Origin of the sequence: Pseudoalteromonas sp. AOP7-A1-14 (genome assembly GCF_052376275.1) — a bacterium.
GTDB lineage: Bacteria > Pseudomonadota > Gammaproteobacteria > Enterobacterales > Alteromonadaceae > Pseudoalteromonas.
The window spans coordinates 1-17,878 of record NZ_JBQSVO010000084.1 but is presented as its reverse complement, the minus strand read 5'-3'; the positions used below and the strand labels follow the sequence as shown (position 1 = coordinate 17,878).

General features: G+C 40.2%; 14 protein-coding genes and 2 pseudogenes. 9 read left to right on the top strand and 7 right to left on the bottom strand.

What is annotated here, in order from left to right:
• A pseudogene (locus tag ACT3RM_RS12845) lies at positions 1-240 on the top strand (hypothetical protein); the annotation flags it as partial.
• A gap of 110 nt (positions 241-350) precedes the next feature.
• Here the strand turns inward: ACT3RM_RS12845 and ACT3RM_RS12840 are convergent.
• Positions 351-1,549 (bottom strand): annotated as a pseudogene (locus tag ACT3RM_RS12840) (Nramp family divalent metal transporter).
• A gap of 383 nt (positions 1,550-1,932) precedes the next feature.
• Here ACT3RM_RS12840 and ACT3RM_RS12835 point away from each other — a divergent pair.
• Entirely contained in the window at positions 1,933-2,355 is a 423-nt protein-coding gene (locus tag ACT3RM_RS12835; protein WP_441836280.1) for an MAPEG family protein, read from the top strand.
• A 55-nt stretch (positions 2,356-2,410) separates the two neighbouring features.
• Here the strand turns inward: ACT3RM_RS12835 and ACT3RM_RS12830 are convergent, their stop codons facing one another.
• The 3 genes from ACT3RM_RS12830 to ACT3RM_RS12820 form a co-directional block, all read right to left on the bottom strand.
• Positions 2,411-3,928, bottom strand: coding sequence for a DUF3360 family protein (locus ACT3RM_RS12830; RefSeq protein WP_441836279.1), 1,518 nt, complete (start codon positions 3,926-3,928; stop codon positions 2,411-2,413).
• A 276-nt stretch (positions 3,929-4,204) separates the two neighbouring features.
• A complete protein-coding gene (locus ACT3RM_RS12825; RefSeq protein ID WP_441836278.1) occupies positions 4,205-6,052 on the bottom strand; it encodes an ABC transporter ATP-binding protein in 1,848 nt (615 codons plus the stop codon).
• A gap of 146 nt (positions 6,053-6,198) precedes the next feature.
• The gene (locus ACT3RM_RS12820; RefSeq protein WP_441995017.1) at positions 6,199-7,038 is read right to left on the bottom strand and encodes a hypothetical protein; all 840 of its coding nucleotides are present in this window, start codon (positions 7,036-7,038) and stop codon (positions 6,199-6,201) included.
• Positions 7,039-7,240: 202 nt separating this feature from the next.
• Here ACT3RM_RS12820 and ACT3RM_RS12815 point away from each other — a divergent pair, with 202 nt between their 5' ends.
• The 3 genes from ACT3RM_RS12815 to ACT3RM_RS12805 all read left to right on the top strand — a co-directional run bounded on the left by ACT3RM_RS12815 (position 7,241) and on the right by ACT3RM_RS12805 (position 10,638).
• Positions 7,241-8,617: a M28 family peptidase gene (locus tag ACT3RM_RS12815; RefSeq protein WP_441995016.1), complete on the top strand. Its 1,377-nt coding sequence runs from the start codon at positions 7,241-7,243 to the stop codon at positions 8,615-8,617.
• Positions 8,618-8,903: 286 nt separating this feature from the next.
• Complete coding sequence (gene gdhA / locus ACT3RM_RS12810) at positions 8,904-10,256, top strand: NADP-specific glutamate dehydrogenase (RefSeq protein ID WP_441995014.1); 1,353 nt, start codon at positions 8,904-8,906, stop codon at positions 10,254-10,256.
• A gap of 127 nt (positions 10,257-10,383) precedes the next feature.
• The gene (locus tag ACT3RM_RS12805; RefSeq protein ID WP_441995013.1) at positions 10,384-10,638 is read left to right on the top strand and encodes a MetJ regulator of methionine regulon; all 255 of its coding nucleotides are present in this window, start codon (positions 10,384-10,386) and stop codon (positions 10,636-10,638) included.
• 137 nt (positions 10,639-10,775) lie between these two features.
• On the opposite strand, the gene ACT3RM_RS12800 is transcribed toward ACT3RM_RS12805, so the two are convergent.
• The 3 genes from ACT3RM_RS12800 to ACT3RM_RS12790 all read right to left on the bottom strand — a co-directional run bounded on the left by ACT3RM_RS12800 (position 10,776) and on the right by ACT3RM_RS12790 (position 14,262).
• Positions 10,776-12,512: an AMP-binding protein gene (locus ACT3RM_RS12800; RefSeq protein ID WP_441835399.1), complete on the bottom strand. Its 1,737-nt coding sequence runs from the start codon at positions 12,510-12,512 to the stop codon at positions 10,776-10,778.
• Between the two features lie 172 nt (positions 12,513-12,684).
• Positions 12,685-13,131 (bottom strand): DUF3010 family protein, encoded by a 447-nt coding sequence (locus ACT3RM_RS12795; protein ID WP_441835398.1) that lies wholly within the window; start codon positions 13,129-13,131, stop codon positions 12,685-12,687.
• Between the two features lie 81 nt (positions 13,132-13,212).
• Complete coding sequence (locus ACT3RM_RS12790) at positions 13,213-14,262, bottom strand: endonuclease/exonuclease/phosphatase family protein (RefSeq protein WP_441835397.1); 1,050 nt, start codon at positions 14,260-14,262, stop codon at positions 13,213-13,215.
• A gap of 256 nt (positions 14,263-14,518) precedes the next feature.
• On the opposite strand from ACT3RM_RS12790, the gene thrS reads away from it, so the two are divergent.
• The 4 genes from thrS to rplT all read left to right on the top strand — a co-directional run bounded on the left by thrS (position 14,519) and on the right by rplT (position 17,837).
• On the top strand, positions 14,519-16,429 hold the full coding sequence (gene thrS / locus ACT3RM_RS12785) for a threonine--tRNA ligase (protein ID WP_441995012.1): 1,911 nt from the start codon (positions 14,519-14,521) through the stop codon (positions 16,427-16,429).
• Between the two features lie 58 nt (positions 16,430-16,487).
• A complete protein-coding gene (gene infC / locus ACT3RM_RS12780; RefSeq protein WP_441835395.1) occupies positions 16,488-17,048 on the top strand; it encodes a translation initiation factor IF-3 in 561 nt (186 codons plus the stop codon).
• 213 nt (positions 17,049-17,261) lie between these two features.
• The gene (rpmI, locus tag ACT3RM_RS12775; RefSeq protein ID WP_441835394.1) at positions 17,262-17,462 is read left to right on the top strand and encodes a 50S ribosomal protein L35; all 201 of its coding nucleotides are present in this window, start codon (positions 17,262-17,264) and stop codon (positions 17,460-17,462) included.
• 15 nt (positions 17,463-17,477) lie between these two features.
• Entirely contained in the window at positions 17,478-17,837 is a 360-nt protein-coding gene (gene rplT / locus ACT3RM_RS12770; RefSeq protein WP_002960711.1) for a 50S ribosomal protein L20, read from the top strand.
• The last annotated feature ends 41 nt before the right edge of the window (positions 17,838-17,878 follow it).

Genomic DNA, 17,878 nt, shown 5'->3' with positions numbered 1-17,878 from the left:
TTTTTAATCACTGGGTTTCTTTATAGTAAGTATAATAAATATGGCGTGCAGCTATTTATTGCTGCTGGAGTCGTGGCGTTTGCTGTTGCTTTGGTGGCTATTGAGTCAATTATGAATATCACTATTATAGCGGGCGCAAGAGGCTGGGGATTTTACGCTCAATTGACTGCTGGAGCCGTAGGTGGATATGTTTTCGGTATTTTAACTAAAAAGTATATTAGCAAAAATGAACTTAATTAGTTTTAATACGATAAAAATAGTGAGTTGTTACCGCTTCACCTAAATACTTCATAGAGCCGCTGTTTATAATGAACAGCGGCTTTGTTGTGTGTATGTATTGAGTTTATGTGCTAAAAAATCAAACTAAAGAGCTTATAACTACTGAGAGCAAAAATGAGTAATAATACGGGCAGTATAAGTAGATTAACGAGTGTCGAGTTTGTGTAATTACCCATTACCGATTTTTGGTTTACTAGCCATATGAGGTAGGTGGTGACTATTGGGAGCAAGAGGCCATTGGCGGCTTGTGCAAAGATGATTACGGCCACAGGATCTAAGCCAAGAGAGGCAACTGCTGCACCAAAGAGTAAAATAATAAGGGCGACCATTTTAAAGTGCGTGCTGTTCATATTATTAGACCAACCAATCATACCGCATACTGCGTAAGCACCGGCAAGAGGTGCTGTTATTGCGCTGGTTAATCCTGCGGCAAATAAACCAATTGCAAAAAAGTAATGGGCTGCATCCCCTAATAATGGTTCTAGCTGCATTGCCATATTAGCTGCACTGACTTTACCGGCATCGGTGCCATAAAAGGCAACAGATGCGGTGGATAAAATTGCTAATGTAATAACACCACCAAGGGTGATTGAAATTCCCGTATCGAGGTTGGTTTGTTTTATAACTTTGCGTTTATCACTTTGTTTGTCATGTTGTGCAGCTAATACTCCTGAATGTAAAAATAAGTTATAGGGCACGATGGTGGTACCGATTAAGGCCAGCACAGTGGTAATCGAGCCATCAGGAATGCTAGGCACAAAGCCTGCTAACACTTGAGTAATAGGGGGGCTGCCATTATTAAAGTAGATATAAACACCAAACTCATTAAAATCACTAAAAAAATCAGCGCGGTTTCAACTACTTTATGTTTACCGCTGTACAGTAATGCAGCACTGAAAATAGCAATTAATGGCGTCCATACTTGGGCATGCACCTGCGGGAAAATTTCAATTAAGCCCATACTTGCCCCGCTTAGATTTCCTGCTTCATAAGCTGCACTGCCAACGCCAATGGCGCTTATCACTAAGAAAGCGGCCAGTTTTTTAAATAAGGGAGTTTGAATATGTGTACGTAACGCTTGAGCTAAGTCTTGGCCAGTTGCCACACCAAGGCGTGCAGCCATAGACTGTAATAAAATAGTCGCTATAACAGAAAATAGTAGTGTCCAAATAAGCGCAAAACCAAAATTTGCACCGGCTATGCTAGCACTGGTTATAGTGCCTGGGCCAATAAAAGCGGCTGTGACAAGTAGGCCTGGTCCTAATCGCATAAGTAACCTTATTGTTGTTTAATGTGTGTAACTGTATTGATACAAGGCGTTTTGATGGTGCTAATTATCGCCAGTCGCTTCAGTCATCTTAGCTGACATATATTTATCAGTAAGTTACAGCATACAAGTAAAGTTATATTGTTAAAAGCGTGTCGTTTCATATTTATCACACTTAAACCTATATAAACCTTTTAACATGAGCTCATTGTTTTTAGCAGGAAGTGTCTTAAGTGGTTTTATTTAATCGGTAATTTTTATACACCGGAGGTTCATTCTTTTAATTGGTTAGTTTGTTTTTCTTTAATATTCTTTAATTTCAGGTGGTTAATAATGGTTTGAACTTTGCAGGGTATTTGGTTCGAATAAAAAATTAAGGAACAAAAATGACTGAATTAACGTTATCTGCTTACTTTGCGCTTTATTTATATTTTATTATGTTGCTTATCCAGTGGGGCGTAGCAAGTTTTTCTAAAGCTAATCAGCCAGGCACGGTGCCCGGTAAGCTAAGTGATAATTTGAGCCATGAAAGCTTTGTATTTAGAGCACATCGCACTTTTCATAATACGATTGAAAATAGTCCGTTATTTTTAGGTACGGTACTATTTGCTTTTATCGTTGGTCTGCAAAGCAGCATTTTTGCTATTAGTGTGTGGATCTACGTTATTGCACGCATAATCCACATGGCGCTTTATTATATGATTGCGACAGAGAAAAACCCCAGTCCACGTAGTTATTTCTTTTTAGTGGGAGTAGCCGCCAATATTGTGATACTCGGATTAGTCGGCCTACGTTTAGTGGCTTATTAATAACGTTATATACGCAAAAAAGCCCACTGTTGTGGGCTTATTATCTATTACATTTTTAATGCCTGAAGCTGGGCATTAATGCTGGTATTCCCGGTAGCATACCGACTATTGCCATTACACCCGTCAGTAATACAAACATAATAAGTGGTACTATCCAGCGGCTGGTAGGGGTAAGCTCAGCACTTCTTTCTTTACAGCCAATTAGGCCTAAGTTATCCAGTAGCATAGTTAAAGACCAACCAAATGCTGGATTTACGAGTGATGAAGCAAAGACCACAATAGCCGCAGATTGCGTTGTTTTGCCTTCACGCGTCATTTCCATACCCGCTTCTAGTAACGGTATAAACACACCCACAATCAAGGCCACACAAAGCACTGGTTGCCAGATTGCTAAATCCATAGGGTAACCCCAAATACCGGCAATAATACAAAATAAGGCTGTTAAAATAGCGCCTGCAGGAATAGGGCGTTTTGCAATGGCAGCAGGTACGATATAAGTGCCCCAAGAAGACGCGAAATTAGCCCCGCCAAATAGTGAGCCACAGGTTTGGCGAACAGACGCACTGAGCATGGTGTCATCAATATTCATTTGTACTTTTTCAGTACGTTTAGGGTAACTAATCTTTTGAAATACTTGATGACCTAAAAAGTCCGGTGACCACATAGCAACAGCTAAAACAGCAAATGGTAAAACAACCACAAAGCTTTCTAACGTTGGCAGGCCGAGCATCCAGCCGGTGTTTTCACCCCACCAATACATTGGGTTCATGTTGGGCAATCCCGGTGCTGTTTTAAATTCAAACGGTGCACCTAAAGCAAATGCCGTAAGGCCGCCAATAAGACAGCTAAGTGGGACGGCAAGCCAGCGTTTTTTAAAGTGCTCTAGTAGAGCATAAAGTAAAATAGTGGCAAGAATAACGATAAATGCAATATGCGTCATTTCAATACTTTCGGCCCACGTAAATAATTTCTTAACCTGAGAAATAGTGCCAATAAAGCCTAGGTAAATAAGTAATCCCCCGCAAACCCCTTTACTGGTGAGCCTCGCGAGCAAACTACCTCCTTTAGTTATAGCTAAAATAAATCCAAAAGCACCAATTAATAAGCCAAACGCCATTGGATGGCCACCCGCCGCAACAACAATAGGAATTAGTGGGATAAGTGGGCCATGTGTTCCTGCTAAATTTGCAGTAGGTAAAATAAAACCTGAAAATAAAATAATAAACAGCGCAACTATAAGCAGCTCGTAGCGGACGTTTTCTAAAACGAAGGCATCGCCGAGTCCTAATGGCGCAGCAAAGGTGGCAGCAATCGCCCCAACCATGACAATTTTACCTATGGTGCCAGCCATTGCAGGAATGGTGTCTTCTAATTCAAATCGATAATCTCGAAAAGGTAGATTAGCCCGCCAACGTTTAGGCTGCATGATCTGCAACTCGTGTTCAAGGTATTCATCTCTGGTTTCAAACTCAGAGCTAGGTTTATGAAGGTTCGCATAACTGTCAGAAGTCGCTTGTTGGTGATCTTCATTTTTAGGTTCAGGTGCTTGATTACCCTGTTGTGTTGTTGTCATAACTACTCCGGCAACATAATTGCTAACTCAAAATACGCATTCAATATAAAAATAGCTTTTATTATAATTATATAAAAAGCGTTTAATGTTGAGTTACCAGAGTAAAGCAACCCGCAGCAAGTTGGGATTAGTCAAAGGTCTAGTTTTTGTGATTAATTAAAATGGTAAGGTGAGTAATAAAAGGCTAAAGAATAAAGGCAAAGACCCATTGGCCTTATTATATAAAGTTTCCAATGGGTCCCACTTTTAAATTATTATAAACTTACTAAATTTAGTCTATTCAACTCCAATAAACCCGCCTGTTTGGTGTGACCAAAGTGCGGCATAAATACCACCTTGCTTGATAAGCTCTTCATGACTTCCTTGTTCAACAACACCGCCTTCGTCTAGCACTATTAGCCTGTCCATTTGTGCGATGGTCGATAACCGGTGTGCAATGGCGATTACGGTTTTGCCAGTCATTAAGTCGTCAAGGCTGGTTTGAATCGCGGCTTCTACCTCTGAATCGAGAGCGCTGGTGGCTTCGTCTAAAATTAGGATCGGTGCATCCTTAAGTAATACCCGAGCAATTGCTATACGTTGGCGCTGTCCGCCTGAAAGTGTTACACCGCGCTCACCTACTTGGGCATCAAAGCCTGTATTCCCTTTACTGTCAACAAGGTCATAAATAAACTCAAGGGCTTTGGCTTGTTTGGCCGCGGCTATTAATTCTTCATCAGTCGCACTCGGGCGACCATATAAAATATTGTCTCGTACTGAGCGGTGAAGTAGGGAGGTGTCTTGAGTAACCATTGCAATGTATTTGCGTAAGCTTTCTTGGCTTACTTTTGCAATATCTTGGTTATCAATGGTAATACTGCCCGAATCAACATCATAAAAGCGTAGCAATAAGTTAACTAAGGTCGACTTACCTGCGCCGGAGCGACCCACTAAACCAATTTTTTCCCCCGGTTTTATGTGTAAATCAAGGCCATTTACGACGGGGCCGCGATGCGTTTCGTTAGCCGCTTTACCGTAATTAAAGTACACGTGTTTAAACGAAATATCACCGGCAGTGATCTCAAGTGTTGAGGCATCTTCTTGATCATCTACCTCAATGGGGGTTGATAGTGTTTTCATGCCATCGACGACAGTGCCAATATTTTCAAATAAGCTGCTTATTTCCCACATTATCCACTGCGCCATGCCATTTAAGCGTAGCGATAAACTTATTGCTACAGCAATGGCACCCGCACTAATTGCACTTAATGACCATAAATATAAAGAGAGTACCGCGATACTAAATACTAATAAATAATTTAAGCTATTAATGGCAAAGTTAAGGCTGGTAACTAAGCGCATTTGTTTGTACACAGGCTGCAAAAATACATCCATGCTGTCTTTTGCATATTGTTCTTCACGCTGGGTGTATGAAAATAGTTTAATGGTGGAAATATTCGTATAGCTATCGACAATACGGCCGGTCATTTCTGAACGCGCGTCCGCTTGAGAGCTGGCAATACGTTTAAGTTTTGGTACAAAATATACTTGAATCGCGGCGTAAAGTACCAGCCATGCCAGCAATGGAAGCATTAAACGCCAATCTGACTCGGCGACTAAAAACACCATGGCACCAAAATAAACGACTATATACACCAGTACATCAAGTAGCTTCATAACAGACTCGCGTACAGCGAGTGATGTCTGCATCACTTTGGTGGCAATGCGCCCAGCAAACTCATTTTGGTAAAAGCTGACACTTTGACGTAGTAAATAGCGGTGTGCGAGCCAGCGAATTGACATCGGGTAGTTACCCAATAAAGCTTGGTGTAATATGGCTGAATGAAAAAATACCACCAGCGGTAACACTACCAGCAGTACTACGGCCATTTTTATTAACTCAGATTTTTGTTCAACAAATAACGTATCAGGTGTATAGCTGCTTAACCAATCAACAAGCTGGCCCATATAACTAAACAGTGATACCTCTAATATGGCAAGTGCTGCAGCACTTAGCGACATAAGTATCAGTGATACTTCCATACCTTTGGTATAGTGACGGCAAAAGGCAAACAAAGTGCCTGGTGGTTGAGTGGGTTTATCTGTTGGGAATGGTTTGGTCATCCGCTCAAATAGTCGATACATTTTAATGGCTTAATTATCTAGACAATATTCTATATTATAACATTGTAATCTTACTCTAGGTGCGATATTTGTTGGGACTGGTCGTTAAACTTACAGTATTTATACTAAGCTCACGCTCAGTGCTTGACTTAAAAGAGTCGCTTTAATCAAATCGGACTTGTAAGGTTAATGCCTTGTACCATATATAAATCGTCATAGCGTAAACCGCCATTGCCATATGGGTTATCGTGTGGACCTGTATTGCAGTTAGCTAAAAAATATTTTAATGGTTTTTCTCGTTTCATACGAAAATCTGCATTTTTATATGCAAGTGTCTGCGTAGAAAACTCGCCACCTTTGATATAAACATCATAACGCTGCCCACCTTGTTTATGTGGTTTGTTATTTACTACGTACCATACTTCATACCATTGGTTCTCAGACATGGGTTTTGCATTTTGTTGTTTATTTACAGAAATAATATCCTTATAGCCCTGATCTGTTTTAACCATAAGCGCACCGGTATTTTTAAAGCCATTAGACTCCATTTTATCGGTTATGCGTAGAGTCGGCTCAAAGGAGTCATAGCCTTGCTTATTTATTTTATCAGGGGCTAAATTACTTAAGCCAAAAGTATGGTTGTTTGGAAAGGCTGCCACATTAATACGTATATAAAATGTGTATACTTGCCCGTTTTCGACCTCATTTGGTAACTTTAAGTAACTCAAGGCTTTACGATTACCAATTAAGCCGTCTTTTGCTGGCTTTTTAAGTAAAAAATTATTTTGAGTTTTATTAAGTTGTTCTGTTTTTATAGTCGTTATTTGTGGCTTTTTTACCCGGGGCTTTGTTTGGTTATCAGTATCGATTAGTTGCCACTGTGCTAAAGTATTTAGTTCGAAATTATCAATGAGCTGCCAATCATGATCCGTTTTAACCTGTGCTAAAGCTATATTGCTATAAATAGTTGTGGTAATAAAAAGTAATAAGGCGTATCTATTTTTCATAATCTTCTCAGCATGACTTGGGTACAGGATTAGCTTGTTTTTCTTATATTAATATATGGGGATAGTGCATTGCACACTATTTTACCAAACAAGTTTGGATATTGATTTAACAGAGCCATGTTGTTATTGGTCTCAAATTTTTTGCGGTTGTGTTTTTACTTTACTATTGTTCGATGAACAATAAATCAAATAGGTAAACACCATGAGTTTTAAACTAGTCAACGCGTCGCTTTTATTTAGCTTTGCTGCGTTATCGTTTTCAGCCTCTTCAGTGGCAACAATTCAGTATCAAGAACAGCAAAAGCTTCACGATATTGCAGCGAGTGTATCGGCATCTCGCATTGAAAGTGACATTCAGTCTTTAGTTGATTTTGGTACTCGCCATACTTTGTCTGAAACCAAGTCAGAAACACGCGGAATAGGAGCTGCAAGACGTTGGATAAAAGCAGAGTTTGAAAAAATATCTGCCGAGTGTGGTGGTTGCTTAGAAGTGATTGAAGTAAAAGATACTATTTCCGGTGAAAAGCGCATTCCAGATCCAGTTGAGGTGATTAATATTATTGCGATTCAGCGAGGTCAAAGTGAGCCAAATCGTATGGTAATGATGTCAGGTGATATTGACTCCCGTGTAAGCGATGTGATGGATTTTACCAGTGACTCGCCGGGCGCAAATGATAACGCATCAGGTGTTGCTGGAGTGATCGAGTCAGCGCGAGTACTTTCACAGCATAAGTTTAATGGATCGATTGTTTACGCAGCACTTTCTGGTGAAGAGCAGGGCCTGTTTGGCGGTAAAATACTAGCCGCTCATGCACAAAAGCAAGGCTGGCAGGTACATGCGGTACTTAATAATGACATGATTGGCAATACTACCGGTATCAATAGAGTAACCGATAACACCACTGCGCGGATATTTTCTGAAGGCACTCGTGTAATTGAAACCAAAGAGCAAGCGCATACACGTCGCTTTACTGGTGGTGAGGTTGATTCAGCAAGTCGTAACCTCGCACGCTATATTGACACCGTTGCTGAGCGCTATATTGAAAGCCTAGATACCATGTTGGTTTACCGTTTAGATCGCTTTGGCCGCGGGGGGCATCATCGTCCATTTAATGATATGGGCTATGCTGCAGTGCGGGTAATGGAAACTAACGAAAATTATAACCACCAGCATCAAGATTTGCGTACTGAAAACGGCATTATTTATGGTGATACAATCGATGGTGTTGATTTTGATTATGCAGCCAAATTAACCGCACTGAATGCGGTGAGCCTTGCATCAATGGCGTGGGCGCCAGCACCACCTAATGAGGTTGAAATTTCAGGCGCAGTGCAACCAAGCACTACATTAAAATGGCAAAAAAATAATGATAAAGCCACAACGGGATATCGTATTTACTGGCGTTACACAAGCGAACCACAATGGCAGTTTAGCCGTTATGTTGGCAATGTAAGTGAAGCGACTTTAAAAAATGTAGTTATAGATAATTATTATTTTGGTGTGGCTGCAGTTAATGCACAAGGAGTTGAATCGCCCGTTGTATTCCCAGGCGATGTAGGTGCATTTGAACAAAACTAACATAAGCTCATAAAAGAGAGTGTGCGATTGGCAGTTCATTTATGTTTTATCGTAACTCTCCTTCGTTTTTGTTTTTCATTTATATTCATCTATACAGCATAAAAATCGACATAGTTTGATTTTTATCTTCAGCTTTTTTCACGTTTAAAAGTTAAGTATTCATAAAAGTAGTGTTAAGGTGTGCTTAAGTTTATGACTTGAATAGCCTTATTATATGAAATACAAACTAGATCATGTTTATTTTAATATTTGATATATAAAACTTTTTTGAAACGGAAGAATATTTATGAATTACATTCATTCTACAATTGAGCACTTAAAGCAAACCAGCCCCGCACAATGTGAATTTTATCAGGCTGTTGAAGAGGTGCTTGAGTCACTAAACCCTGTACTTGATGACTCTGAGGTTTATCAACGCAATGCTATTATCCAACGCTTAGTTGAGCCTGAGCGACAAATTATGTTTAGGGTCCCGTGGGTAGACGATAAAGGCGATGTGCAGGTTAATAAAGGGTATCGTGTTGAGTTTAATTCAGCTTTGGGACCTTATAAAGGAGGTTTACGCTTTCATCCGAGTGTAAATGCAAGCATTATTAAATTTCTTGGGTTCGAACAAATCTTTAAAAATGCATTGACTGGTTTGCCTATTGGTGGCGGTAAAGGTGGCGCTAATTTCGATCCTAAAGGGCGCTCCGACGCTGAAATAATGCGCTTTTGCCAATCGTTTATGACAGAGTTATATCGTCACATAGGCCCAACTACAGATGTACCAGCGGGTGATATTGGTGTTGGAGCAAAAGAAATTGGCTATATGTTTGGCCAATATAAGCGCCTAACAGGCCGCTATGAAGGTGTGCTGACCGGTAAAAGCTTACTATGGGGTGGTTCATTAGTACGTAAAGAAGCGACCGGTTATGGTGTTGCGTATTTTGCCAATAATATGCTTGAAGCTAATGGTGATACTTTACAAGGTAAACGCTGTTTAGTATCAGGATCTGGTAATGTAGCTATTTATACCATTGAAAAGCTTTATCAATTAGGTGCAACGCCAATCAGCTGCAGTGATTCCCGGGGTACTATTTACCATGAAGCTGGGGTTGATCTTACTCTTATAAAAAAACTTAAAGAGCAATCAAAGGGCTGTTTAAGCAGTTATATCAATACTTATTCTAATGCTAAATATATTGCCCGCAATGATTATCCTGTAGATGGTCATGCTGTATGGCGCCTTCCAGCAGATGCTGCTTTCCCATGTGCCACTCAAAACGAATTAACTCAAGCCGATGCACAAGCATTATTAAGCAATGGATGTAAATTGGTTTCAGAGGGCGCAAACATGCCTTCAACTAAAGAAGCCATAGACTGCTTTATTGAGGCTAAAATAGCATACGGGCCAGGTAAAGCGGCCAATGCCGGTGGGGTTGCCACCAGCCAACTTGAAATGGCACAAAATGCCAGCATGCAAAGTTGGACGTTTGAAGAAGTTGATCAAAAGCTGCAACAAATTATGAAAAATATATTTGTCACAGCCAGTGAAACGGCTACTGAATTTGGTGAACCTGGAAATTTATTACTAGGAGCTAACATAGCTGGCTTTAAACGTGTTGCTGATGCCATGATTGAACAAGGCGTCGTTTAATTGCTGAGATAGACTTATAGGCTGCCTCGTTTGCAGTGCAGCCTAATTGCCAATTCCATCAACTTTGTATTTAAAGCTCTTTTTTTAATGCTACACTTTGCTCACCTAAAACCTGTTTTTATATTTAATGCAAAAACTTCAATTAATCTTGTTTATTAACGGCTGTGTGTGCTTCCTTTTTGGTTACCTGCGTTTATTAAGCGATGAAAAGGGTAATGTTGATTTGCATAATTACCGGTTTAGCGGTGGTTTAGGCCGTGTTTTATATGGTTTTTATGTTGGAAGTTGTGAACTATTATCCGCTGAACGTTCTCGCGAAAGTACATCTGCTATTAGTATATTTTGTGGCTTAATACTGTTTTTAATTGGGTTTAATATTTAGCAAAGCGCTTCTTTATTACTTAGAGAAACGTTAGGTTGATATGAGACAGCTAATTGTAATTAATTAAAGTGACCTAACTTATTACCCTTAGAATTCGGGCTGAAAGTTAGGTCTTATTGCTTAGGTGATAGCGTAAATCACGAAAAAGCGCAGTCTTTAAGCTCAGTTTGCATTTGCTCACGCATTTTAAATTTTTGTAATTTACCCGTTACTGTCATCGGGTAACTGTCTACAAAACGAATGTGTCTTGGAATTTTAAAATACGCTAGTTTGTCTTTTAAGAAGTCACGAATTGCGTGCTCATCTAATACAGCATCGTCTTTGGGTTGTATCCACGCGCAGACTTCTTCACCATATTTTTCATCGTTTATGCCAAATATTGCCGCATCTTGAATACCTGGATAGGTGTAAAGCACTTCTTCTATTTCTCTTGGTGAAATGTTTTCACCGCCACGGATGATCATATCTTTAATGCGACCAACAATCGTGACAAAACCTTCTTCATCCATCACCCCTAAATCACCAGAATGTAGCCAGCCATCAGTGTCGATTGTAGCGGCTGTTTTTTCTGCATCGTTCCAGTAACAGCGCATAATGCCCGCGCCGTGGCTGCATATTTCACCGGGTAAACCTATTTTTTGAATGTTACCCAGCTCATCAATTATTTTAACTTTAGTATGGGCAAGGGCACGGCCCACGGTTTTTACTTGTTTTTCGATGGGGGAGTCTATTTCAGTTACATTATTAATCGGGCTACACTCGGTTTGACCATAACCAATAACAATTTCGCTCATGTGCATTAGTGTTTGCACTTTGCGCATCACCTGTTCAGGACAAGTAGAGCCTGCCATAATACCAGTGCGCAAGCTTGATAAATTAAATTGCTGAAAGTCTTTATGTTCAAGCTCACTGATAAACATAGTGGGTACACCATGAAGCCCTGTACAGCGCTCTTGCTCAACCACGCTTAAGGTTGTTTTAGGATCAAACGAGTCGCCAGGAAATACAGCCGTCGCGCCTTTACTTATGCAAGTTAAATTTCCAAGCACCATGCCAAAACAATGATATAGGGGTACGGGAATACATATTTTATCATTAGCGGTTAACTGCATTGCATTCGCCATGAAAAAGCCATTGTTAAGAATGTTTTTGTGGGTGAGCGTGGCACCTTTTGGGTTGCCAGTCGTACCAGAGGTAAACTGAATGTTAATGTCTTGATCGGGTTTTAATGTATCTGCTAGTGCATCGAGTTCAATTTTATGCGCAGCCGTGGGGAGGGTTAAAATATCATTAAAGCAAAACATACCCGGCGCCGCTTCGTCACCAATACGAATAATGTTTTTAAGTGTTGGCAATGCTTTAGCGCGCAAGCTCCCAGATTCACTATGGCTAAGCTCAGGGGCAATTTCGTTCAGCATTTTTAAGTAGTCACTTGCCTTAAAAGCGCTTGCAGTGATAAGTGTTGAGCATTCTACGGTGTTTAATGCATAACGCAGTTCATTAGGGCGGTAAGCCGGATTGATACAAACCATAATGGCACCAATTTTTGCGGTTGCAAACTGGGTTAAACACCACTCGATATTGTTAGGTGACCAAATGCCTACACGGTCACCTGGCTTAACGCCAAGCGCAAGCAGCGCCATCGCTAATTGATTGATTTTAGTTTGGTACTGTCTATAGCTCAAACGTACATTTTGATGAGTGACAATAATAGCAGGGTGATCTGGATTATTGTCGACAATGGAATCAAAGTATTGTCCGATGGTTTTATTTATTAATGCCGGGGTTTGCACACCTGTAAAGAGGCTCCTTGTGAGTGTTTTATTGTTACCTTCTGAATCATGTTGTTCAGTTGTGGAGTGGGTTACTTGCATTACATGCTCCATAAATCAGTGTGAGAGGTTGGGGTTGCAATACTAAATAAACATAAATTGTCGACAAGTAAAAGTGGTATTAGACTAATGTAGTGTGTTGTTTGCTGCTGTGAAAATGATTACGGGCATAAAAAAACGCGCATTAGCGCGTTTATTTAACGTTTATAATTTTTTATATCTCATCACTACGATATGTTTTTTTCATGATGTAGACATAAGCATTAACAAACGCATTTTCCTGATACTTTTTAAGGCCGGTATCTTCAAAATCAATCGGGATAGGATTACGTTTTAATTGTTCTTTTATTTCAGTTGGGCTAAATACTTGCACATCTAAATTGTCGATAAGTTGGATGGCGGTTTCCATTTTAAACCCTTTCGCGCTACCCGCAAATTTACCCTTTGGCTGGCGTTCACGAATTGCCACTGAGTCTATTTGATAATCTTGCATAAGTTTTGCAAAATCAAACTGGAATTTACGCATTACTTCGCTGTCATTCCCGTTAGCTAGGGTAAACCGAGTTTGACGTACATCACGGATATCAAATACGTCATTATCTTTACTTAAAATACATAGTAGTACGTCACTACCTGTAATATCTACACCGCATGTTCTCATGGTTTTTCTCTACAAAACTTAATTGCCGACATTATATACCCAAACCACCTCAAGATGCGAGGCATCCACTTAAGCTATTACTTAAAAAGTAAGGGTAATACTAATCGCACTATGATCGCTGGTACTGAGATCTTCCTCTTTTAACATGGGGTTTAAGTGTTTATCAAAACTTTGATAGCGCAGGGCAGCTACTTTTGAATAAGGGCTTTTGGGGTTAAAGTGTTCAGAGATTAAAATATAATCTAGTACATTTCCCTTTGTGTGATGATAGTGCGTAATGGGTTTTGCTTCTTTACTATTTTCACTGAGCAAATATGCATCCGTTAATGCAATTTCTAGAGCTGGGTTATTTTTAGTTGTTAAAGCTGGTTTTTTATTTGTACTTCTGTGTGCTTTGTTCGGTTTATTAATAAATGATAAGGAACTACTTTGTAAGTTATCATTAAAGTCTCCCATAATCAGGGTTGCACATTGACGCTGTTGCTGAGTGTGTAAGGCATCAAAATACACGATAGCCGCTTCGAGGGAGCGTGCAATTTGCGACTGCATAGTGCCAACCGTACTCTCTAATAATGTTAATACCGGATCCGTTTTGCTATGAACATTGAGTAACTCATTCATTGGCACAATACGCTGTGATTTAAAATGCACCACATAACAGCACAACTCACCAAGTAAAGGTAAATCAATTAGGCATTTGATAGGTATACGATTAAATTTAAATTCCGTTTGATTGGTTAAATACTTTATAAGTTGTGGTGAAGGCGTTAAAGGCTCACATTGTTTTATAGGATATTTAGCGGCAATTGCAACCACGGGGCTTAGCAACAACTGTGGGTATAATGGATCACAGCGAGGGGACTCAACCGTTTTAAAATGGCTATAGCCGTGCAGCTCACATAACGCTTGTAATTTATTGGGGCTAAATACCTCTTGAAAAGCAATAACATCAGCATGTGATTGCTGCAAAAAATCACTTATAAACGCTTGTTTTTGTCGCCACTGAGTTTGACTATAGCGTTCTTGCTGAGTGTAAAACGAGTACGGCGGCGCAGCATAGTTAAGTAAATTAAATGTGGCAAAACTGAGCTGCTCAGTATTGGCTATATTTTCAGGCTTGCTGGCAGGCATAGCGTATTTCCATAAAGAACAATCGGCTCAGTATGAAATGTCGGGATTATTTGTCAATTACTGGGGCTAAATACTTGTATTTGGCTGCATCAAACGAGACAATACCAATAATAGTTGCTCAGACTCAGCAACTATAAAAGCCTTTTGGCATGTTTCAGCAATGCTTATTCGTAAAAGCGTTGTAGAGTCACTCATTTTACTTTTAATAAATACATGTGATGCATTGTAGGCGTCACCACTGTAGTAAGGATTTATAATGCCAGTTATTACCCTTCCTGACGGCAGTCAGCGTAGTTTTGAAAACCCAGTAAGTACACTCGATGTAGCCAATGATATTGGTCCAGGCCTCGCTAAGGCGACCATTGCTGGTCGTGTAGATGGTACACGTGTTGATGCATGTGATTTAATCAGCGAAGATGCCCGTCTTGAGATTATTACCGCAAAAGATGATGATGGCTTAGAAATTATTCGCCACTCATGCGCGCACCTTATTGGTCATGCAGTTAAACAATTATTCCCTGAAGCGAAAATGGCGATTGGTCCAACTATCGATAATGGTTTTTACTATGATATCGATATGGAACACTCTTTAAGCCAAGACGATTTAGATGCAATTGAAAAGCGCATGCTACAACTGGCAAAAACTAACTACGACGTAGTGAAAAAAACCGTCAGCTGGCAAGAAGCACGCGACACTTTTGCAGCGCGTGGTGAAAGTTACAAAATAGAAATATTAGATCAAAACATCGCACAAGATGACCGCCCAGGTTTATATCATCATGAAGAGTATGTTGATATGTGTCGTGGTCCGCACGTACCAAATATGAAGTTTTGCCAAAACTTTAAGATAATGAAAGTAGCCGGTGCATACTGGCGCGGCGATTCAGAAAACAAAATGCTTCAACGTATCTATGGCACAGCTTGGGGCGATAAAAAACAACTTAAAGCGTATTTAAAACGCTTAGAAGAAGCCGAAAAACGCGATCATCGCCGTATTGGTAAAGCCCTTGATTTATGGCACTGGCAAGAAGAAGCGCCAGGCATGGTGTTTTGGCACAATGATGGCTGGAGTATTTACCGCGAACTGGAAGAGTTTGTACGTGAAAAACTACGTGAGTACGATTACGAAGAAGTGAAAGGCCCAATGATGATGGACCGTTCATTATGGGAAAAATCAGGTCACTGGGAAAAATATTCAGACGCGATGTTTACCACCGAATCTGAAAAGCGTGAATACGCTATTAAACCAATGAACTGCCCAGGTCACGTACAAATCTTTAACCAAGGTTTAAAATCGTACCGTGATTTACCACTTCGTATGGCTGAGTTTGGTTGTTGCCACCGTAACGAACCTTCAGGTGCGCTGCATGGCTTAATGCGTGTACGTGGCTTTACTCAAGATGATGCACATATATTCTGTACCGAAGAACAAGTTATGGACGAAGTGTCAGCCTGCATTAAGATGGTTTATGATACTTATGAGACGTTCGGTTTTGAAAAGATTGTCGTTAAGCTCTCTACTCGTCCAGAAAAGCGTATTGGCGAAGACCATTTATGGGATAAAGCTGAGCTTGCATTAGCGGATGCACTTAAAGCAAACGACATTGAGTTTGACTATTTACCAGGTGAAGGGGCGTTTTACGGCCCTAAAATTGAATTTACTTTGTACGATTGCTTAGACAGAGCGTGGCAGTGTGGTACAGTGCAGTTAGATTTTGCTCTACCAGAGCGTTTAGGTGCTACTTATGTAGCCGAAAATAACGAGCGTCGCACACCAGTTATGATTCACCGTGCGATTTTAGGCTCGATTGAACGCTTTATCGGTATCTTAACCGAAGAGTATGCCGGTTTATTCCCAACCTGGCTTGCGCCAAAGCAAGTGGTAATTATGAATATTACCGATAAACAAGCGCCTTATGTTAAAGAAGTTGTACAAAAATTAAATAAATTGGGTATTAGAGCCTCTGCTGACTTGAGAAATGAGAAGATTGGCTTTAAAATCCGCGAACATACATTAAAACGTATTCCTTACTTACTAGTTGTTGGTGATAAAGAAGTTGAACAGCAAGAAGTAGCAGTACGAACTCGCACAGGTGAAGACTTGGGCAAATTTAATGTTGATGAATTTGTAGCTAAAATTAGCGAAGAAATTAAGCATCGACAGTAAAATTCGAGTGTGTAGGGCATTAATAATAGGCCAACTGCACGCTTTTTAATTGATATTCTTGGAGGAACGTACCATTAGAGGCGGCAAGAAAGGGCAACAAACAGCTCAAAAAAATCGTATTAACGAAGATATTACAGCACAAGAAGTTCGTTTAATTGACATTGAAGGCGAACAAGCTGGAATTCAGTCATTACAAGACGCGCAAGCTATGGCTGATGCAGCGGGAGTTGATCTAGTAGAGATCAGCCCAAACGCTGAGCCGCCTGTTTGTAAAGTTATGGACTACGGTAAGTTCATCTTTGAAAAAAGCAAAGAGCTTAAAGAACAGAAGAAGAAACAAAAGCAAATCCAGATTAAAGAAATCAAATTCCGTCCGGGTACGGATGAAGGCGATTATCAGGTTAAGCTGCGTAACTTACGTAAGTTCTTAGAAGCTGGCGATAAAGCAAAGATTACTATTCGTTTTCGTGGCCGCGAAATGGCGCACCAAGAAATTGGTATTGAATTATTAAACCGAGTAAAAACCGATTTAGAAGACTTAGCAATTGTAGAGTCATTTCCAAATCGTGTAGAAGGTCGCCAAATGGTTATGATGATGGCACCTATTGCTAAAAAGTAATAATTCAGCGATAATACGCACCGAATTTAGCTCAGGTCTACAAGTAGTATGAAAATGCTCACCTGAGGTAACCGGTTTTGAAGTAAAGCTGCAGCACATAAGTGCTGAGTTTTCACCGGAATATGGCAGTAAGTTAGGCCTAAAAGTGGAGCTATAGCAATATATCTCACGCCTGCTTACTAATTTTAAAGCAATACATTTGGAGTTATTGCAATGGCTTATAAGCTAAAAAGTCACAGAGGCGCAGCAAAGCGTTTCAAGAAAACTGCTTCTGGCGGTTTCAAGCGTAAACAAGCGCATCTTCGTCACATTCTGACTAAGAAAACTTCTAAGCGTAAGTTACACCTACGTCCTAAGCTTATGGTTCATAAAAATGACCATGGTCTAGTTTCACGTATGTTACCATTCGCTTAATAGGGGTTTTTAGAAATGGCAAGAGTTAAACGCGGTGTTGTCGCACGTGCACGTCACAAAAAAGTTTTAAAACAAGCTAAAGGTTATTACGGAGCACGTTCACGTGTTTACCGTGTAGCTTTTCAGGCAGTTACTAAAGCGGGTCAATACGCTTACCGTGACCGTCGTGCTAAGAAACGTACTTTCCGTCAATTATGGATTGCACGTATCAATGCAGCTTCACGTCAAAATGGTCTGTCTTACAGCCGTTTTATTAATGGTCTTAAAAAGACATCTGTAGAAATAGATCGTAAGATCCTTGCAGATATCGCTGTTTATGACCAAGTTGCATTTGCAGCGCTTGTTGAAAAAGCAAAAGAAGGCCTAGCCGCTTAAGCTTTTTCATCTAAGTATTAAAAAGGAGCCTCTGGCTCCTT

Coding starts and splice junctions, on each gene's coding strand:
- ACT3RM_RS12835 (WP_441836280.1), top strand. CDS start 1,933: ATGACTGAATTAACGTTATCTGCTTACTTTGCGCTTTATTTATATTTT.
- ACT3RM_RS12830 (WP_441836279.1), bottom strand. CDS start 3,928: ATGACAACAACACAACAGGGTAATCAAGCACCTGAACCTAAAAATGAA.
- ACT3RM_RS12825 (WP_441836278.1), bottom strand. CDS start 6,052: ATGTATCGACTATTTGAGCGGATGACCAAACCATTCCCAACAGATAAA.
- ACT3RM_RS12820 (WP_441995017.1), bottom strand. CDS start 7,038: ATGAAAAATAGATACGCCTTATTACTTTTTATTACCACAACTATTTAT.
- ACT3RM_RS12815 (WP_441995016.1), top strand. CDS start 7,241: ATGAGTTTTAAACTAGTCAACGCGTCGCTTTTATTTAGCTTTGCTGCG.
- gdhA (WP_441995014.1), top strand. CDS start 8,904: ATGAATTACATTCATTCTACAATTGAGCACTTAAAGCAAACCAGCCCC.
- ACT3RM_RS12805 (WP_441995013.1), top strand. CDS start 10,384: ATGCAAAAACTTCAATTAATCTTGTTTATTAACGGCTGTGTGTGCTTC.
- ACT3RM_RS12800 (WP_441835399.1), bottom strand. CDS start 12,512: ATGCAAGTAACCCACTCCACAACTGAACAACATGATTCAGAAGGTAAC.
- ACT3RM_RS12795 (WP_441835398.1), bottom strand. CDS start 13,131: ATGAGAACATGCGGTGTAGATATTACAGGTAGTGACGTACTACTATGT.
- ACT3RM_RS12790 (WP_441835397.1), bottom strand. CDS start 14,262: ATGCCTGCCAGCAAGCCTGAAAATATAGCCAATACTGAGCAGCTCAGT.
- thrS (WP_441995012.1), top strand. CDS start 14,519: ATGCCAGTTATTACCCTTCCTGACGGCAGTCAGCGTAGTTTTGAAAAC.
- rpmI (WP_441835394.1), top strand. CDS start 17,262: ATGGCTTATAAGCTAAAAAGTCACAGAGGCGCAGCAAAGCGTTTCAAG.
- rplT (WP_002960711.1), top strand. CDS start 17,478: ATGGCAAGAGTTAAACGCGGTGTTGTCGCACGTGCACGTCACAAAAAA.